Source organism: Curtobacterium sp. MCLR17_034, from assembly GCF_003234485.1.
Classification (GTDB): domain Bacteria; phylum Actinomycetota; class Actinomycetes; order Actinomycetales; family Microbacteriaceae; genus Curtobacterium; species Curtobacterium flaccumfaciens.
The window spans coordinates 53,531-69,045 of sequence record NZ_QKTH01000004.1; the positions used below are offsets into that span (position 1 = coordinate 53,531).

Annotated in this window: 16 protein-coding genes; 11 read left to right on the forward strand and 5 right to left on the reverse strand. The window is 70.4% G+C overall.

Features of this window, described 5'->3' with window-relative positions; all coding sequences use genetic code 11:
* Window positions 1-84 precede the first annotated feature (84 nt).
* Complete coding sequence (locus tag DEI98_RS06260; RefSeq protein WP_128780543.1) at window positions 85-741, reverse strand: hypothetical protein; 657 nt, start codon at window positions 739-741, stop codon at window positions 85-87.
* 141 nt (window positions 742-882) lie between these two features.
* Between DEI98_RS06260 and DEI98_RS06265 the strand changes: the two genes are divergently transcribed.
* The 4 genes from DEI98_RS06265 (at window position 883) to rlmB (ending at window position 5,122) form a co-directional block, all read left to right on the forward strand.
* A complete protein-coding gene (locus DEI98_RS06265) occupies window positions 883-1,365 on the forward strand; it encodes a CarD family transcriptional regulator (RefSeq protein WP_017888066.1) in 483 nt (160 codons plus the stop codon).
* A gap of 61 nt (window positions 1,366-1,426) precedes the next feature.
* Window positions 1,427-2,641, forward strand: a complete 1,215-nt coding sequence (gene ispD, locus DEI98_RS06270; protein ID WP_111100235.1) for a 2-C-methyl-D-erythritol 4-phosphate cytidylyltransferase — start codon at window positions 1,427-1,429, stop codon at window positions 2,639-2,641.
* A 32-nt stretch (window positions 2,642-2,673) separates the two neighbouring features.
* Window positions 2,674-4,083 carry a cysteine--tRNA ligase gene (gene cysS / locus DEI98_RS06275; protein ID WP_110863115.1) on the forward strand — a complete coding sequence of 470 codons (1,410 nt, stop codon included), beginning with the start codon at window positions 2,674-2,676 and terminating at the stop codon, window positions 4,081-4,083.
* A gap of 28 nt (window positions 4,084-4,111) precedes the next feature.
* Window positions 4,112-5,122 carry a 23S rRNA (guanosine(2251)-2'-O)-methyltransferase RlmB gene (gene rlmB, locus DEI98_RS06280; RefSeq protein WP_027466607.1) on the forward strand — a complete coding sequence of 337 codons (1,011 nt, stop codon included), beginning with the start codon at window positions 4,112-4,114 and terminating at the stop codon, window positions 5,120-5,122.
* 286 nt (window positions 5,123-5,408) lie between these two features.
* Here rlmB and DEI98_RS06285 read toward each other — a convergent pair whose 3' ends face one another.
* Both DEI98_RS06285 and DEI98_RS06290 read right to left on the reverse strand, forming a co-directional pair.
* Window positions 5,409-6,725: a DUF4032 domain-containing protein gene (locus DEI98_RS06285; protein WP_111032331.1), complete on the reverse strand. Its 1,317-nt coding sequence runs from the start codon at window positions 6,723-6,725 to the stop codon at window positions 5,409-5,411.
* An 84-nt stretch (window positions 6,726-6,809) separates the two neighbouring features.
* Window positions 6,810-7,910 (reverse strand): ABC transporter ATP-binding protein, encoded by a 1,101-nt coding sequence (locus tag DEI98_RS06290; protein WP_071404078.1) that lies wholly within the window; start codon window positions 7,908-7,910, stop codon window positions 6,810-6,812.
* A 243-nt stretch (window positions 7,911-8,153) separates the two neighbouring features.
* On the opposite strand from DEI98_RS06290, the gene DEI98_RS06295 reads away from it, so the two are divergent.
* Window positions 8,154-9,086 (forward strand): thioredoxin domain-containing protein, encoded by a 933-nt coding sequence (locus DEI98_RS06295; RefSeq protein WP_111100236.1) that lies wholly within the window; start codon window positions 8,154-8,156, stop codon window positions 9,084-9,086.
* A 103-nt stretch (window positions 9,087-9,189) separates the two neighbouring features.
* Here the strand turns inward: DEI98_RS06295 and DEI98_RS06300 are convergent, their stop codons facing one another.
* Window positions 9,190-10,083, reverse strand: a complete 894-nt coding sequence (locus DEI98_RS06300; RefSeq protein WP_111054085.1) for a neutral zinc metallopeptidase — start codon at window positions 10,081-10,083, stop codon at window positions 9,190-9,192.
* A gap of 114 nt (window positions 10,084-10,197) precedes the next feature.
* On the opposite strand from DEI98_RS06300, the gene DEI98_RS06305 reads away from it, so the two are divergent.
* A complete protein-coding gene (locus tag DEI98_RS06305; RefSeq protein WP_111092798.1) occupies window positions 10,198-11,340 on the forward strand; it encodes a glycerol dehydrogenase in 1,143 nt (380 codons plus the stop codon).
* Window positions 11,341-11,368: 28 nt separating this feature from the next.
* Here the strand turns inward: DEI98_RS06305 and DEI98_RS06310 are convergent, their stop codons facing one another.
* Window positions 11,369-12,172, reverse strand: a complete 804-nt coding sequence (locus DEI98_RS06310) for an NAD(P)H-hydrate epimerase (protein ID WP_111100237.1) — start codon at window positions 12,170-12,172, stop codon at window positions 11,369-11,371.
* Between DEI98_RS06310 and DEI98_RS06315 the strand changes: the two genes are divergently transcribed.
* The 5 genes from DEI98_RS06315 (at window position 12,171) to DEI98_RS06335 (ending at window position 15,427) form a co-directional block, all read left to right on the forward strand.
* Entirely contained in the window at window positions 12,171-12,956 is a 786-nt protein-coding gene (locus tag DEI98_RS06315) for an alpha/beta fold hydrolase (RefSeq protein ID WP_111100238.1), read from the forward strand. The genes DEI98_RS06310 and DEI98_RS06315 overlap by 2 nt on opposite strands.
* A gap of 53 nt (window positions 12,957-13,009) precedes the next feature.
* The gene (locus tag DEI98_RS06320; RefSeq protein WP_111100239.1) at window positions 13,010-14,041 is read left to right on the forward strand and encodes an aldo/keto reductase; all 1,032 of its coding nucleotides are present in this window, start codon (window positions 13,010-13,012) and stop codon (window positions 14,039-14,041) included.
* 418 nt (window positions 14,042-14,459) lie between these two features.
* Complete coding sequence (locus DEI98_RS06330) at window positions 14,460-14,747, forward strand: hypothetical protein (RefSeq protein ID WP_146243433.1); 288 nt, start codon at window positions 14,460-14,462, stop codon at window positions 14,745-14,747.
* Between the two features lie 171 nt (window positions 14,748-14,918).
* On the forward strand, window positions 14,919-15,110 hold the full coding sequence (locus DEI98_RS18255) for a hypothetical protein (RefSeq protein WP_146243434.1): 192 nt from the start codon (window positions 14,919-14,921) through the stop codon (window positions 15,108-15,110).
* Window positions 15,107-15,427 (forward strand): hypothetical protein, encoded by a 321-nt coding sequence (locus DEI98_RS06335; protein WP_111100241.1) that lies wholly within the window; start codon window positions 15,107-15,109, stop codon window positions 15,425-15,427. The genes DEI98_RS18255 and DEI98_RS06335 overlap by 4 nt, the downstream gene beginning before the upstream one ends.
* Window positions 15,428-15,515: the final 88 nt, after the last annotated feature.

The following is a 15,515-nucleotide window of genomic DNA, read 5'->3' on the forward strand; positions in this document are numbered from 1 at the left end:
GGAGGCCCGGTGCGAGTCCCTGGGACTCGCACCGGGCCTCCTGTGCGAACGGTCCGGGCGCGGTGTCAGCCGCGCCCGTCGGCGTCAGTTGGTGCCGTTGTCGCCCTCGGACGAATCCGTCTGCGAGTCCGTCGGCTGCGTGCCGGGCACGGCCTCGCCGGTCGACTGTGCGCCGCTCTCGGACGGGGACGTCGAGGTGGGCGTCGGGGTCGGGCTCGGCGCGAGGGTCTGGTACTCCTCCTGCGAGCTCGTCAGCACCGGCACGTTGGCCGAGGTGCCCTCGGCGTCCGGGTAGCTGAAGTAGACCTTCACGAGCGAACCGGGCTTCGCGTCCGCGTTGTCGAACACGATCGGTTCGGCGTCACCGGCGGTGGTGCCCTGGGTGGTGTCGCCCTCTTGCACGCTCGACTCGTCGTCGCTGCCCGCACCCGCGGCCATGGCGAGGTCGACGTGGGTGTTGGCCGGCACGTCGACGGTCTGGGTGTCGCCGCCGATCTCGATCGAGACGGTGTAGTCGTCCTGGTCGTCGTTGTTCACCAGCGTGCCGATGAAGCGGGCGCTCTCACCGTCGTCCGAGATCAGGAGGGCGTTCCGCACGTCGACCTTGCCGGTCGAGACGTCCACGCCGTCGGTGATCTGCTTGATGTCGACGGTGTGGGCCGGCGACATGAACTCGCACCCGGTGGCGCCGAGCGCGATGGTTGCCGCAACGGCGACGGACACGAGTACCCGAGGTCGCAAGAGATTCCTCCGTAAGTCACGATGGAGACCGGGCGGTCCCCGCGCCCATCCTAGCGATCACCGGGAGGGGTGAGCGTTGAGGGTCCCCTTACCGGAACGGCCCTTGTGGTAAACTGGATGTCTGGGAACGGAGCCTGATACATGCAATTCGAGGTCGGCGAGACCGTCGTCTACCCCCATCACGGGGCGGCAACCATCTCTGAAGTCAAGACTCGCGTCATCAAGGGCGAGGAAAAGGTCTACCTGAAACTGCGGGTGACGCAGGGTGACCTGACGATCGAGGTCCCGGCGGACAACGTCGACCTGGTCGGCGTCCGCGACGTGATCGGCAAGGAAGGACTCGACAAGGTGTTCGAGGTCCTCCGGGCGCCGTTCACGGAAGAGCCCACCAACTGGTCACGCCGCTACAAGGCGAACCTCGAGAAGCTCGCTTCCGGTGACGTCATCAAGGTGTCCGAGGTCGTCCGCGACCTCTGGCGGCGCGATCAGGACCGCGGGCTCTCCGCGGGTGAGAAGCGGATGCTGGCCAAGGCCCGGCAGATCCTCATCTCCGAGCTCGCGCTGGCCGAGAAGACCGACGAGGACAAGGCATCGACCGTCCTCGACGAGGTCCTGGCTTCCTGAGCCTGACGACAGCGCACTGAACACGACAGCACGAACGACGACCGCACGGTTCCCCGAAGGGGTGGACCGGGCGGTCGTCGTCGTTGCGGCCGGCTCCGGCACCCGGCTCGGCATCGGGACCGCGAAGGCGTTCGTGCCCGTGGCCGGTGCGCTGATGCTCGCGCGGGCGCTCGAACCCCTGTTCGCGCTGCCGTCACCGACGCTCGTCGTCGTGGTCGCACCCGCGTCGCACCTGGACGAGTGCCGGCAGGTGGTCGGTTCGGTCGCGGGTGCTGCGGTCGCGTACACGGCCGTCGTCGCCGGAGGCACGGATCGCCACGGTTCGGTCGAGGCCGGCCTGGCCGTCCTGCCGGACTCCGTCACCACGGTGCTCGTGCACGACGCGGCGCGGTGCCTCACGCCCGCGGCACAGTTCTCGCGGGTGTTCGACGCCGTCGCCGCCGGTGACGGTGCGGGCGTCGTGCCGGCGCTCCCCGTCACGGACACGGTCAAGCGGGTCGACGGTGACGTCGTCGTCGAGACCGTCGACCGTGCGGCGCTCGTCGGGGTGCAGACGCCGCAGGGCTTCCCGCTCGCGGCACTGCGGCAGGCCTACGCGGTGTCGTCGCAGTCCGAGACGGACGACGCCGGGGTGTTCCAGGCCGTCGGGGGCACCGTGCGGTTCGTGCCGGGTGACGCCGATGCCTTCAAGATCACGACGCCGTGGGACCTCGGCCGGGCCGAGTCGATCGTGCGGGCGCGGTCCGAAGCTGGTGCTGGTGCTGGTGCCGGTGCCGGTGCGGCGGGTGCCAGCCAGGCGGACGCCGTCGCGGTCCGACTCGGGCTCGGGGTCGACGTGCACGCCTTCGACGACGCCTCGCCCTGCCGCGTCGGGCTGCTCGACTTCCCCGGCGAACCCGGCCTCTCCGGGCACAGCGACGGTGACGCGGTGGCGCACGCGGTGTGCGACGCCCTGCTCTCCGCCGGGGGCCTCGGCGACATCGGCGGACGCTTCGGCACCGCTGACCCGCAGTACGCCGGCGCCACGGGCGACGTGTTCGTGCGCGGCGCGGTCGCGTTGCTCGCCGACGCCGGGCTCGTGCCGGTGTCCGTCACCGTGCAGGTCATCGGCAACCGGCCGCGTATCGGCCGCCGCCGTGACGAGATGCAGGACGCCCTGTCCGCGGTCGTCGGTGCGCCCGTTGCCGTGTCCGGCACGACGACCGACGGGATCGGGTTCACCGGCCGTGGCGAGGGGCTCGCGGCGATCGCCACGGCACTCGTGCGTCCCTCCTGAAACCGCGGCCCCGCGCCGATTAGGGTTGAGGCGTGACCGTTCGCCTCTACGACTCCCGCGCCGCAGCCGTCGTCGACCTCGTGCCCCTGGTCGACGGACACGTGAGCGTCTACGTCTGTGGTCCGACGGTGCAGTCGTCGCCGCACATCGGGCACCTGCGGTCCGCGCTCGTCTACGACATCTGGCGTCGGTGGCTCACCCACCGTGGGTACCGGGTGACCCTGGTGCGCAACGTCACCGACATCGACGACAAGGTCCTCGACCTGGCTGCAGGCACGGACGAGGAGTGGTTCGCCCGCGCCTACCGGGTCGAGCTCGAGTTCACGGCCGCGTACAACGCCCTCGGCATCCTGCCCCCGACGTACGAGCCCCGCGCCACCGCGAGCGTGCCGCAGATGCACGAGATCATCCAGCGCCTCATCGACCGCGGGCACGCCTACGCCGCCGACGACGGCTCGGGTGACGTCTACTTCGACACCGGCAGCTGGGCCGACTACGGGGTGCTCACCCGGCAGCGGCGCGAGGACATGGTCGAGGCCGCCGACGCCGACCCGCGTGGCAAGCGCGACGCCCGTGACTTCGCGCTCTGGAAGGGTGCGAAGCCCGGCGAGCCGTCGACGGCCAACTGGGACTCCCCGTGGGGCGCCGGCCGTCCGGGCTGGCACATCGAGTGCTCGGCGATGTCGCGCCGGTACCTCGGCCCCGCGTTCGACATCCACGGCGGCGGGCTCGACCTGCGCTTCCCGCACCACGAGAACGAGCTGGCGCAGTCCACGGCCGCCGGGGACCCGTTCGCGTCGTACTGGCTGCACAACGGCCTGGTGACCGTCGAGGGCCAGAAGATGTCGAAGTCGCTCGGCAACTCGATCTTCGCGGCGGACTTCCTCGGATCCGCTCGTCCCGCCGTCGTCCGCTACTTCCTCGGTGCCGCCCACTACCGCTCGTCGATCGATCACCACGAGGGCTCCCTGGCCGAGGCCGAGGCTGCGTACGACCGCATCGCCGGGTTCCTCGAGCGCGCCGAGACCCGGCTCGAGGGTGTCCACCTCGCCGACGCCCCGGCCGTGCCCGAGACCTTCGCCGCGGCCATGGACGACGACCTCTCCGTGCCCCAGGCCCTGGCCGTGCTGCACGAGACCGTGCGCACCGGCAACGCCGCCCTGGACGCCGACGATGCGGAAACGCTCGGGACCGCGTACCATCAGGTGGCTGCGATGGTGGAGGTGCTCGGCATCGACCCGCGAGCCGCCCACTGGTCGGGCGGCGGCCACGACACCTCGGCGGGCCCGCTCGCCGCCCTCGTCGAACGCCTCGTGCAGGAGCGCGCGGACGCCAGGGCAGCACGGGACTTCATCGCGGCCGACCGCGTGCGCGACGACCTCGCCGCCGCGGGCATCACGATCGAGGACACGCCGTCCGGAACACGCTGGAGCATCGCCTGAACACGGCAGTGCCGAACAGGAGCTACGCATGAAGAACGTCTCGGGAAGCAAGAAGGGTCGGCCCGGCGCCGTCCGCACCGGTCGCAAGGGCAACAAGCAGGTCGGTTCCGGCGGACAGGGCGCCCAGGCGCTCGAGGGTCGCAAGCCGACCCCGAAGGCCGAGGACCGCCCGTACCACCCGGCCGGCAAGCGCAAGGCCGCGAAGGACCGCTTCGAGGCGGCCAAGGGTCGGCACGGTTCCTCGAGCACCCCGCAGGGTCGCACGGGCCGTCCGCCGGCACGCAAGACCGACGACTCCGAGCTGGTGACCGGGCGCAACTCCGTGCTCGAGGCCCTGCGCACGAAGACCCCGTCATCGACGCTCTACATCGCGTCGCGCATCGAGGTCGACGACCGCGTGAAGGAGATCCTCGCGCTCGCCAACCACCGCGGTGTGCCGATCATCGAGCTCATGCGTCCCGAGCTCGACCGCATCACCGGACACGACAGCGTGCACCAGGGCGTCGCCCTCAAGGTGCCGGCGTACCAGTACGCGGTGTCCGAGGACATCGTCGAGCAGGCGTTCTCGCGTGACCAGGTCCCGCTGCTCGTCGCACTCGACGGCATCACCGACCCCCGCAACCTCGGCGCGATCATCCGCTCGACCGCGGCGTTCGGCGGACACGGCGTCATCGTGCCGCAGCGTCGTTCGGTCGGCGTGACGGCGTCGGCGTGGAAGACCTCGGCCGGGGCCGCCGCACGCACGCCGGTCGCGATGGCCCCGAACCTCACGCAGACCCTGAAGTCGCTCAAGTCGATGGGCCTGTTCGTCCTCGGCCTGGACGGCGACGGTGACGTGGAGCTCGACGGCCTCGAGCTCGCGGACCGCCCGATCGTGATCGTCGTCGGTTCCGAGGGCAAGGGCCTGTCGCGCCTGGTCACCGAGACCTGCGACGCCATCGTGTCGATCCCGATCTCGAGCGCCACCGAGTCCCTGAACGCCGGCATCGCCGCGAGCGTCACCCTGTGGGAGGTCGCGCGGCGCCGTCGCACCGCGTAGCCCCAGCACTTCGTGAGCATGAATGGTCGCCTCCCCGAGCGGGAGGCGACCATTCTTGCTCACGGTGGCAGGCGGGGCTGGGCGTGACGGTCTGGAGGGCCGGCGCCGGTCCCCGGGACGCGGGGCGGGCCTCCAGGCGGTCGCGTTCTCGACCCCACAACGGTCAGGACACGTCGGCTGGTGCCCGCCGTGTGGTCACGAGTCGTCGCTGCGCGACGCCGCAGACGACGGTCTGCGACCGGTCGGCGCCCACCCGGCGGGGTGTCGTGACCGAGCGGGGACCGCGTCAGACCGTGGCGCGCCAGTCGTCGACGTCGTCGGACTCGTCGGACCCGTCGGCGTCGTCGTCGTCCAGCACCGGGATCGGCACGGTGATCGACGAGGTCGGCGGGTTGATGAGCAGGCGCTCGTCGCGACGGTGTCGGAGCACGTCGTTGATGTAGGCGGTCGTGGCCTCGGGCAGGGAGACGGAACGCTCCTCTTGCTGGGACATGAACCAGCGGTGCTCGAGCAGCTCGTGGAACACCTCGGCGGGTTCGAGCCGACCGCGCAGGTCACGGGGGATCGAGCGGACGACGGGCTCGAAGACCCGTGAGACCCACTCGTGCGCCACCATCTCCTCGTCGAGTTCGTCACGGCCGTTGCGGGCGCGGTACGAGTCGAGGTCGTTGAGCAGGCGCCGGGCCTGGTTCTCGCCGGCGTCGAGCCCGGTGAGCCGCAGCAGTCGCCGCTGGTGGTGCCCGGCGTCGACGACCTTCGGCTGGATCCGGACCTGCGAGCCACCCTCGGTCGTGTGGATCGACAGTTCCTCGATGTCGAAGCCGAGCTCGTTCAGGCGCTCGACGCGGTCGTTGATGCGCCAGCGTTCCTTGATGTCGAACTGCTCAGTGCCGGTGAGCTCGGTCCAGAGCGTCCGGTACTGGGCGACGATGCGGTTCGACACGTCCACGGGGTCGGCGTTCTCGTCGAGCCGTCCGCCGGCCTCGAGGTCGAGCAGCTCGCCGGCGATGTTCACGCGGGCGACCTCGAGGTCGTTCTCACGCTGGCCGTTCGACAGCCCGCCGGGGTAGAGCTTGCCGGTCTCGGCGTCGACCAGGTACGCGGCGAAGGCGCCGGCGTCGCGACGGAACAGCGTGTTCGACAGGGACACGTCGCCCCAGTAGAAGCCGATGACGTGCAGGCGGACGAGCAGCAGCGCGAGGGCGTCGACCAGACGGGTGGCGGTCTCGGGGCGCAGCGTCTGCGAGTAGAGCGCGCGGTAGGGCAGGGAGAACCGCAGGTGGCGGGTCACGAGCACGGGGTGCAGTGGTTCACCGTCGGCGTCGACGCGGTTCGTGATGACCGCGACCGGGTCCACGCACGGCACGTCCATCCGCTGCAGGGTCCGGAGCATCTCGTACTCGGACCGGGCGACCTCTTCGCCGGTCTCCTTCACCGCGGCGACGTACCCGCTCAGGTGTACGAACCGCACGAGGTGCCGCGAGATGCCCTTCGGCAGCGCGACGATCGTGTCGTCGGGCCAGTCGGCGAGCGGCAGGTCCCACGGCAGGTCGAGCAGGCCGGGGTCGACGGTGGCGGCGGTGATGGACATCGAGTCGGGCACGGTGGTTCCTCTGGTGTCGGGGACAGCCGAGAGCCCGCGTCCGCCCTTGTGAGGCGGGCGCGGGCTCTCGGGGGAGTGCGCTGGTTACGCGCTGACGACGGCCTTGTCGTCGAGGCGGTCGCCCGACTCGGTGTCGAAGGCGTGGACGTGGCCCTGCTTCGGCGTGATGACGATCGTGTCACCGATCGACGGGTGCGCACGACCGTCGACACGGGCGACGATGTCGGCGCGCTGACCGTTCACGTCCGCGTGACCGTAGAGGTAACCGTCGGCGCCGAGCTCCTCGACGACGTCGACCGTGACGGGCAGGCCCTCGCCGGTCTGCGACACGATGACGTCCTCGGGGCGGATGCCGACCGTGATCTGTGCGGCACGGGCGTTCGACAGCGTGTCGCGGTCGATCGCGTGGTTGAGCGTGCCGAACTTGATGCCGCCCTCGATGACGTCGGCGGGCAGCAGGTTCATGGCCGGCGAACCGATGAAGCCGGCGACGAACACGTTGTTCGGCTTCTCGTACAGGTCGCGCGGGGTGCCGACCTGCTGCAGGATGCCGTCCTTGAGCACCGCGATGCGGTCACCCATGGTGAGGGCCTCGGTCTGGTCGTGCGTGACGTAGACCGTGGTGACGCCGAGACGACGCTGCAGCGACGCGATCTGCGTGCGGGTCTGGACGCGGAGCTTGGCGTCGAGGTTCGACAGCGGCTCGTCCATGAGGAACACCTGCGGCTGACGGACGATCGCACGGCCCATCGCGACGCGCTGACGCTGACCACCGGAGAGCGCCTTCGGCTTGCGGCCGAGGTAGTCCTCGAGGTCGAGGAGCTTGGCGGCTTCCTGCACGCGGGTGGCGCGCTCTTCCTTGCCGACGCCGGCGATCTTGAGCGCGAAGCCCATGTTCTCGGCGACGGTCATGTGCGGGTACAGCGCGTAGTTCTGGAACACCATCGCGATGTCGCGGTCCTTCGGCGGGACGTCCGTGACGTCGCGGTCGCCGATGCGGATCTGACCGGAGTTGACCTCTTCGAGGCCGGCCAGCATGCGGAGCGAGGTGGACTTGCCGCAGCCCGAGGGGCCGACGAGGACGAGGAACTCGCCGTCGGCGACGTCCAGGTCGAGGGAGTCGACCGCGGGACGGTTGCCTCCGGGGTAGAGACGGGTTGCCTTGTCATAGGTGACGGACGCCATGAGCGTTCGGTCCTTCCTTCACCGGCAGGTACGTGCCGGACGATCCGAGTGAAGCGGTGTGCCCGTACGGGCCCCGGACAGTCGCCGTCGACTGTCGAGGTTCATACAACACGAGTTCACCCGGGTGCGCCAGTGTTTTCCCCCTTGGTCGGCGGCTTCCCAGAGCGCCCCACTACAATCGCCGGGTCCGTCCGCCGAGCAGGGGAACGCCGAGCGGACACCGATCAGGAGGACGACGCACCGATGAACAACCGCCCCGAGGGTGCCGCCCGCGCCGCGCGGAACGAGCGCCGTGAAGCCGCCCGCCAGCGAGCCCAGCGTGCCCGGACCCAGCAGAAGCGACGCCAGCGTGGTGTCCGGCTCGGCCTGCAGATCGGGCTCGGGGTCGTGCTCCTCGCCGCCGCGACGATCGTCACGCTCGTGCTGGTCGACTCCGTGAAGCCCGCGGGCCCCGGCCCGTCGACCATGTCGCAGGGCGGCATCACCATCGGGCAGGGTCTGAAGCCCGTCGCGGCGTCCGGGTCCGGATCGGCTTCCGCGTCGCCGAGCAGCGCCGCGACCGACGGCGCCGGTACCGTCCGGATCACCCTGTACGTCGACTACCTCTGCCCGGGCTGCGGCCAGTTCGAGCAGGCGAACGGCGACTACATCAAGGACCTCGTCGACTCCGGTGCGGCCACGGTCGACATCCACCCGGTCGCGGTCCTGTCGAACCGCTCGCAGGGCACGAAGTACTCGCTCCGCGCCGCGAACGCCGCCGCCTGCGTCGCCGAGCACTCCCCGAACCAGTTCTACGCGGTGAACCAGGCGCTCTTCGCGAAGCAGCCGGACGAGGGCACCCCTGGTCTGACCGACGCGGAGCTCACCGACGTCGTCACGGGCGTGCAGGGGCTGCAGGAACGGAGCGCCGTCCGGAGCTGCATCGCCGACCAGGACTACGCCAAGTGGGTGGACGAGCAGACGACGGCGGTGTCGGACGGCACGATCCCCGGGTCGACGCTCAAGGAGTTCCCCGGCACGCCGCTCGTGCTCGTGAACGGGCAGCGGTACGAGCTGACCTCCCCGGTCACGAACGACGACTTCCGCACCTTCGTGGTGACGGCCGCCGGGGCGACCGACGCCACCCCGACGCCCACGCCGAGCGCGACCCCCACGCCCACGCCGACCAAGCGCTGACGGCCGGACGAGCGCTGACGTCTGAACGAGCGCTGACGCGCTGACCACGGACGGGAGGCCCGGTGCCAGCTGGCACCGGGCCTCCCGTGGTTCGACGGTGCGGCTACAGGGCCGAACCCGGGATGCTCAGGGTGTCGCAGCTCGTCGCGCCCTGCTGGTAGCCCCGCAGGAACCAGCGCTGTCGCTGCTCGCTCGACCCGTGCGTGAACGAGTCCGGGTCGACGCGGCCGGTCGCGCGCTCCTGGATGCTGTCGTCGCCCACGGCGCTCGCCGCCGACAGGGCGTCGGTGATCTGGGAGCGGGTGATCGGTTCGAAGAACGTCTCGCCGTTCGCGTCCTTCGTCGTGGCGGCGTCGCCGACCCAGGCCCCGGCGTAGCAGTCAGCCTGCAGCTCGACGCGGACGCTGCCCGACGACGCCCCTGTGCCGGAGCGGTCGGTGTTCGCGAACGACCCCTGCAGCTGCTGGATGTGGTGCGCCCACTCGTGCGCGACGACGTACATCTGCGCGAGCGGACCGCCGGACGAGCCGTACTGCGACTGCAGGTCGTCGTAGAACGCGGTGTCCAGGAAGACCGCACGGTCCGGTGGGCAGTAGAACGGGCCGGTCGCGGCCGAGGCCTGCCCGCACGAGGTGTCGGTGGAGTCCTGGAACAGGAAGAACTCCGGTGCCGTGTACGAGATGCCGAGCGACCGCGCCTCGGACGTCCAGTAGGCGTCGAGCGACTCGGCCGCGCCCTCCATCCGGCACTCGACGCGCAGGTTGGCGTCGCGCCCGGTCCGGCACTCGGGGGCGGCATCGACGGACTCGCCCCCCTGCTGGATCGTCGTCAGGCCGTTGCCGCCGCCGACGATCCCGCTCACGTCGACGCCGGTGAACTGCAGGATCAGGAACACCACGATGGCGCCGACGCCCACGGCGCCTCCGCCGATCGCCGTGGTGCGACCCCGCCGCTTGACCTTGCCGCCCCGGAGTTGCGAGTCGTCGTTGAACGTCATAGTCCCGAACCTACCGATCAGCACCTCCCGATCAGCGGCCCCGCGTACCGTCGGCGGCGTCGGCCACCCCGACACCTGTCGTACACCTGTCGTACAACCGGAAGGAACCGCACAATGGCCACTCCCATCAGCACCGTGATGAGCCCCGCCCGCTACGTCCAGGGCAAGGATGCGATCACCCGCGTCGGCGAGTTCATCGCCCCGATCGGCAAGCGGCCCCTGATCGTCGCCGACGACGTGGTCTGGGGCATCGTGGAGACCGCCGTCTCCGAGAGCTTCCGGTCCGCCGACCTGGCCGTGGAGCGTGTCGGGTTCGGCCGCTTCGCCACCCCCGAGGCCGTGGACGAGCTCGTCGAGCAGATCCGCGCGACGGACGCCGACGTCATCGTGGGGCTCGGTGGAGGCTCCGCGATCGACGCCGCGAAGGCCGCTGGGCACCTCGCCGGCATCCGGTGGGCCAGCGTGCCGACGGCTGCGTCCACCGACGCCCCGACCTCGGCGCTCGCCGTCATCTACACCGCCGAGGGCGAGTTCATCGAGTACCGCTTCTTCCCGCACAACCCGGACCTGGTGCTCATCGACACCAGGCTCGTCGCCAACGCGCCGGTGCAGTTCCTGGTCGCGGGCATCGGCGACGCGCTGGCGACCTGGGTCGAGGCCCGTGCCGCGAAGCGCGCCAACGCCGACACCATGGCCGGCGGCCTGCAGACCCAGACCGGCGTCGCGCTCGCCGAGCTGTCGTGGAAGCTCCTGCACGAGAACGCCCTGCAGGCCATCGAGGCCGTCAAGGCCAAGGTCGTCACCCCGGCGCTCGAGAAGGTCGTCGAGGCGAACACGCTGCTGTCCGGCCTGGGCTTCGAGTCCGGTGGGCTCGCCGCCGCCCACGCGATCCACAACGGGCTGACCGCGGCTCCGCAGGCGCACGGCCTGGCCCACGGGCAGAAGGTGAACATCGGGACGATCGCCCAGCTGGTGCTCGAGGGTGCCCCGGCCGAGGAGATCGAGGACTTCGTCGTCTTCACCACGAAGGTCGGCCTGCCGAACACCCTGACCGAGATCGGCCTGACGGTCGACGACCGCGACGTGCTGCGCGCCGTGGCCGAGGCCGCGACGGTGGAGGGCGAGACCATCCACAACATGCCGTTCCCGGTGACGCCGGAGCTCGTGGTCGACGCCCTGGTCGCGATCGAGGGCATCGCACGCAGCGTCCGCGCCGAGCACGGTCTGCCGGAGCCCGTGCTGTACGAGCAGCACTGACGTTCGAGCAGCACTGACGGGCGAGGGGTCAGGTGCGGATCAGCGGCTCCGTCGTCGCCAGGTCCGCACCGATCCCGACGTCGACGAGTTCGATCCGCCCGGCGAGGGTGGCGGCGGGTCCGGTCAGCAGGCCGGCCTTCACACCGCCGAAGGTGACGGTGACGTCGGCGTGCAGGACGTGGTCGTCCGCGACGCCGCCGGTGTCCACGTCGATGCCGCTCGGCACGTCCACCGCGACGACGAACGGCGCACGCTGGTCGCGGGCGAGCTCACGGATGGCGTCCACGACGTCCCGCGCGGGGGACCGCAGTGCGTTCGCGCCGTGCACCCCGATGCCGAGGATGCCGTCGAGCACCAGGTCGGCCCCGAGTGCCGCCTCGGTCGCGACGTCCGCCAGGCGTTCGCCGTCGCTCCGGCCGGCGGCCCGCAGGATGTCGGCCGCTCCGCCCGCGTTCGGTCCCGAGGTGCCGGACGGGCCGTTGACCAGACGGGCGCCGGCGTCCAGTGCCGCTGCCAGGCCGGCCTCGTGGACACGGGAGCCGACGCGCAGGACCGCCACGTGCCTCCCGGCCGCTGCCAGGCGAGCGCCCGCGAACAGGGCGTCACCGCCGTTGTCGCCGCTGCCGGCGAGCACGAGGACGGATCCCGGCCCGTCGACCGGCCGCACGGCCGGGTCGTCCAGCAGGTCGCCCACGATGCGCGCGAGCCCGTCGGCGGCCCGTTGCATCAGGGGTTCCCCCGCGTCGAGGTGGGGGCGTTCCGCCGCCCGGATCTGATCGCCGCCGTAGCCGTCGATGGCCACCACACTGCCCCGATACGCTTGAGAGGACATGTCACTCGTCCCCGAAGCGCCCCGCCCCCGGTTCGTGATGTCGCCCGACGGGCTGCGACTCGCGACCTACGACTTCGGCGACCCCGACGCCCCGGCCGTCATCGCGGTGCACGGCTTCGCCTCCGGTGCGGTGCTCAACTGGCACGCCTCGGGCTGGACGCGGCACCTGGTCCGTGCCGGGTACCGGGTCCTGGCGCTCGACCAGCGCGGGCACGGCGCGAGCGCGAAGCCGCACGACCCCGGTGCGTACTCGATGGACCTGCTCGTCGCCGACGTCACCACGGTCATCGACACGTACCTGCTCGACGACGTCGCGTTCCTCGGGTACTCGCTCGGCGCACGGGTCGGCTGGCACACCGCCGAACGGCTGCCCGGTCGGATCTCGCGTGCGGTGTTCGGCGGGATCCCGGACGCCGACCCGATGCGTCGCGTCCGCGTCGACCAGGCGAAGGCGTACATCGGCGACGGCACCCCCATCGAGGACCGCGTCACGAACGGCTACCTGACGATGGCGGGCAACGTCGAGGGCAACGACCTCGGCGCGCTCGTGGCCATGGTCGAGGGGATGCGGAACAGCATCGAGCCGACCCCGGAGAACGCCCCGGCGCAGCCGCTCCTGATCGCCGCGGGCAGCGAGGACGGCATCCGCGACAGCGCGGTCCGGCTCGCCGAGGCCGCGCCGGACGCCACCTTCTTCGAGATCCCCGGGCGCAACCACTTCAACGCCCCGACCTCGCGGCCGTTCCGCGAAGCGGCACTGCGGTTCCTGTCCGCCCCGCGCTGAGGGGTACTCGTGGGTCCCCTCGGTCGGACGGCACCGGGCGTACCGTCCCCGCCATGGACTACAGACTCCTCGGCAACAGCGGGACATCGGTGTCGACGCTGACCCTCGGCACCATGACGTTCGGCAGCGAAGCCGACGAACCCACCTCACACGCCATCCTCGACGCCTTCGTGGCCGCCGGTGGCACGCTCGTCGACACGGCGGACGTCTACTCCGGCAACGAGTCCGAGCGGATCATCGGCCGCTGGCTCGCAGCACACCCCACCGAGGCCGCGCAGGTCGTCCTCGCCACCAAGGGCCGGTTCCCGCAGGGCGACGGCCCGAACGACCTCGGCCTGTCCCGACGACACCTGCGCGTGGCCCTCGACGCCTCGCTCGAGCGGCTCGGCGTCGACCACATCGACCTGTACCAGATGCACGCGTGGGACGCCCTGACCCCCATCGACGAGACCCTGCGGTTCCTCGACGACGCCGTGTCCGCCGGCAAGATCGGCTCCTACGGGTTCTCGAACTACCTCGGCTACCAGGTCACCAAGGCCGTCTACGAGGCGAAGGCGCACGGCTGGGCGCCGCCCGCCACTCTGCAGCCGCAGTACAACCTGCTCGTCCGCGACATCGAGCACGAGGTCGTGCCCGCCTGCCTCGACGCCGGCATCGGCCTGCTGCCCTGGTCGCCGCTGGCCGGCGGCTGGCTCTCCGGCAAGTACCAGCGCGACGAGGCCCCGACCGGTGCCACCCGCCTGGGCGAGAACCCGCAGCGCGGCATGGAGGCCTGGGAAGCCCGCAACGGCGACGAGCGCACGTGGGAGGTGCTCGACGCCGTCTCCGAGGTGGCCGACGCCCACGACGCGTCGAAGTCGCAGGTCGCGCTCGCCTGGCTGCTGGCCCGTCCCGCGGTCACGAGCGTGATCCTCGGCGTCCGCACCCTGTCGCAGCTCGAGGACAACCTCGGTGCCGCGGACCTGGTGCTCACCGACGACGAGCTCGACCGGCTGACCGACGCCAGCGCTCCCCGCATCGACGACTACCCCTACGGCACGGCCGGCGTCGCGCAGCGGGAGCGGAAGATCACCGGCGGGCGCTGAGCCGGCGGGTGCCGAGCTGGCGGACGCTGAGCGGACAGGACCCCTGCGCGTTCGTGCACATCGTGCGGATTTCCGCGGATGTGGGGTCAGGGTGTGGACGCGCGGGTCGGTGAGGTGTCATCCTCGTCGCACGACCGGCTGGTTACCGCGTCCAGCGCCCGGAACGCCCCCTGATCCGCGTTCCGTGTGCCGATGCCCCGGGCGAGACTTCGCCCGGGGCATCGCTTCGTCTGGGGCCGGCAGCGGGACTTGAACCCGCAACCCCCGTATTACAAGTACGGTGAATTACCACCACATGGTGTTGCATGGAGTCGCTTTGGATGTATGCTGACACCGTACGGACCACCACTGAACGTCAGGTGGCACCACAATGGCTACACGATTGGCACCAGACTCACATGTGCGGCAGGAGAAGAAGATGAGCATTCAGACTAGCGACGTCCGTTCCGGCTCTCACGACGAGAAAGTTGCCGTCGAGTATGGGGTCCACATCCGTTACCGCAAACCCCGCGGCGGCGAACGCCCGGCCGACAAGATCGTTGTCGAGAGCGAGGACCAGGCTCGAGGACGAGTGAGGGGCATTCAGGACATCATGAGCAACCCGCAGAAGTGGGGTAGAGACGTGATCAGCGCCTCGCTCGTGACCCGCACGAAGACCGTCGTCACCACGACTACATCGTGGGAAGAAGTGCTGACGGGCAACTGAACCAAGCGAGGGCCGGCCCGCAGCAACGGACCGACCCTCAGCCCCACACCTGACCTAACCAGGAGAGGAACACGACCACGTTATGCGTGACCACCGACACACGCCAAGAAGAGTATTTCCGGTCAACGGAGACCGGGCCAACGGCAACGAACACAGACACAAGGAGCAGTCATGACCACCCCCACCCCGGAGCAGATACTTGCTCGCGCAGCAATCACGTGGAACGTCTACCAGAGTGCTGACCGCGACATTGTGAACGGGCGACCGGTGGCCGATGCACTCGAAGAGCGTGCGGCTTCCGCTGCTGACCTGGACGAGCTGCTTGCGCCGTACGCCGACTCACGAAAGGCGGACTACCGATGACCCCGGAGCAGATGCGCGCGCTGGCGGACGAGCACTCTCGGGAAGCCGGTGAATACATACTCGATCGGGCCGAAAAGGAAGATCAGCCCGAGTACGGCGACGTCTACGAGTACGAAGACAGGATCGCGTGGCATCAGAACACCGCCGTCGCTCTCCGTACCGCCGCCGACCAACTTGAAGCGGTGCGCAACCTGACCTTCGCATCCCCGATGATGATGCACCCGATCACGAACCGGCCGGTTGATGTCATCTTCGTCAGCGATCTCCCTGACTCCCTCATTGCCAATGGTGCACCGCAGGAGGACCGTGATGAGTGATTGGCAGCGAGACACGGAGCGACTTCGACTCGCGATGACACGCTTTCTGGTCGTCGCCGCGTACCGGCCATTTGGGCGGCTACTCCGC

Excerpts from the sequence above, each read along its gene's own strand:
- DEI98_RS06265 (WP_017888066.1), top strand. The coding sequence starts at position 883 with ATGCAATTCGAGGTCGGCGAGACCGTCGTCTACCCCCATCACGGGGCG.
- rlmB (WP_027466607.1), top strand. The coding sequence starts at position 4,112 with ATGAAGAACGTCTCGGGAAGCAAGAAGGGTCGGCCCGGCGCCGTCCGC.
- DEI98_RS06290 (WP_071404078.1), bottom strand. The coding sequence starts at position 7,910 with ATGGCGTCCGTCACCTATGACAAGGCAACCCGTCTCTACCCCGGAGGC.
- DEI98_RS06295 (WP_111100236.1), top strand. The coding sequence starts at position 8,154 with ATGAACAACCGCCCCGAGGGTGCCGCCCGCGCCGCGCGGAACGAGCGC.
- DEI98_RS06300 (WP_111054085.1), bottom strand. The coding sequence starts at position 10,083 with ATGACGTTCAACGACGACTCGCAACTCCGGGGCGGCAAGGTCAAGCGG.
- DEI98_RS06305 (WP_111092798.1), top strand. The coding sequence starts at position 10,198 with ATGGCCACTCCCATCAGCACCGTGATGAGCCCCGCCCGCTACGTCCAG.
- DEI98_RS06315 (WP_111100238.1), top strand. The coding sequence starts at position 12,171 with ATGTCACTCGTCCCCGAAGCGCCCCGCCCCCGGTTCGTGATGTCGCCC.
- DEI98_RS06310 (WP_111100237.1), bottom strand. The coding sequence starts at position 12,172 with ATGTCCTCTCAAGCGTATCGGGGCAGTGTGGTGGCCATCGACGGCTAC.
- DEI98_RS06320 (WP_111100239.1), top strand. The coding sequence starts at position 13,010 with ATGGACTACAGACTCCTCGGCAACAGCGGGACATCGGTGTCGACGCTG.
- DEI98_RS06330 (WP_146243433.1), top strand. The coding sequence starts at position 14,460 with ATGAGCATTCAGACTAGCGACGTCCGTTCCGGCTCTCACGACGAGAAA.
- DEI98_RS18255 (WP_146243434.1), top strand. The coding sequence starts at position 14,919 with ATGACCACCCCCACCCCGGAGCAGATACTTGCTCGCGCAGCAATCACG.
- DEI98_RS06335 (WP_111100241.1), top strand. The coding sequence starts at position 15,107 with ATGACCCCGGAGCAGATGCGCGCGCTGGCGGACGAGCACTCTCGGGAA.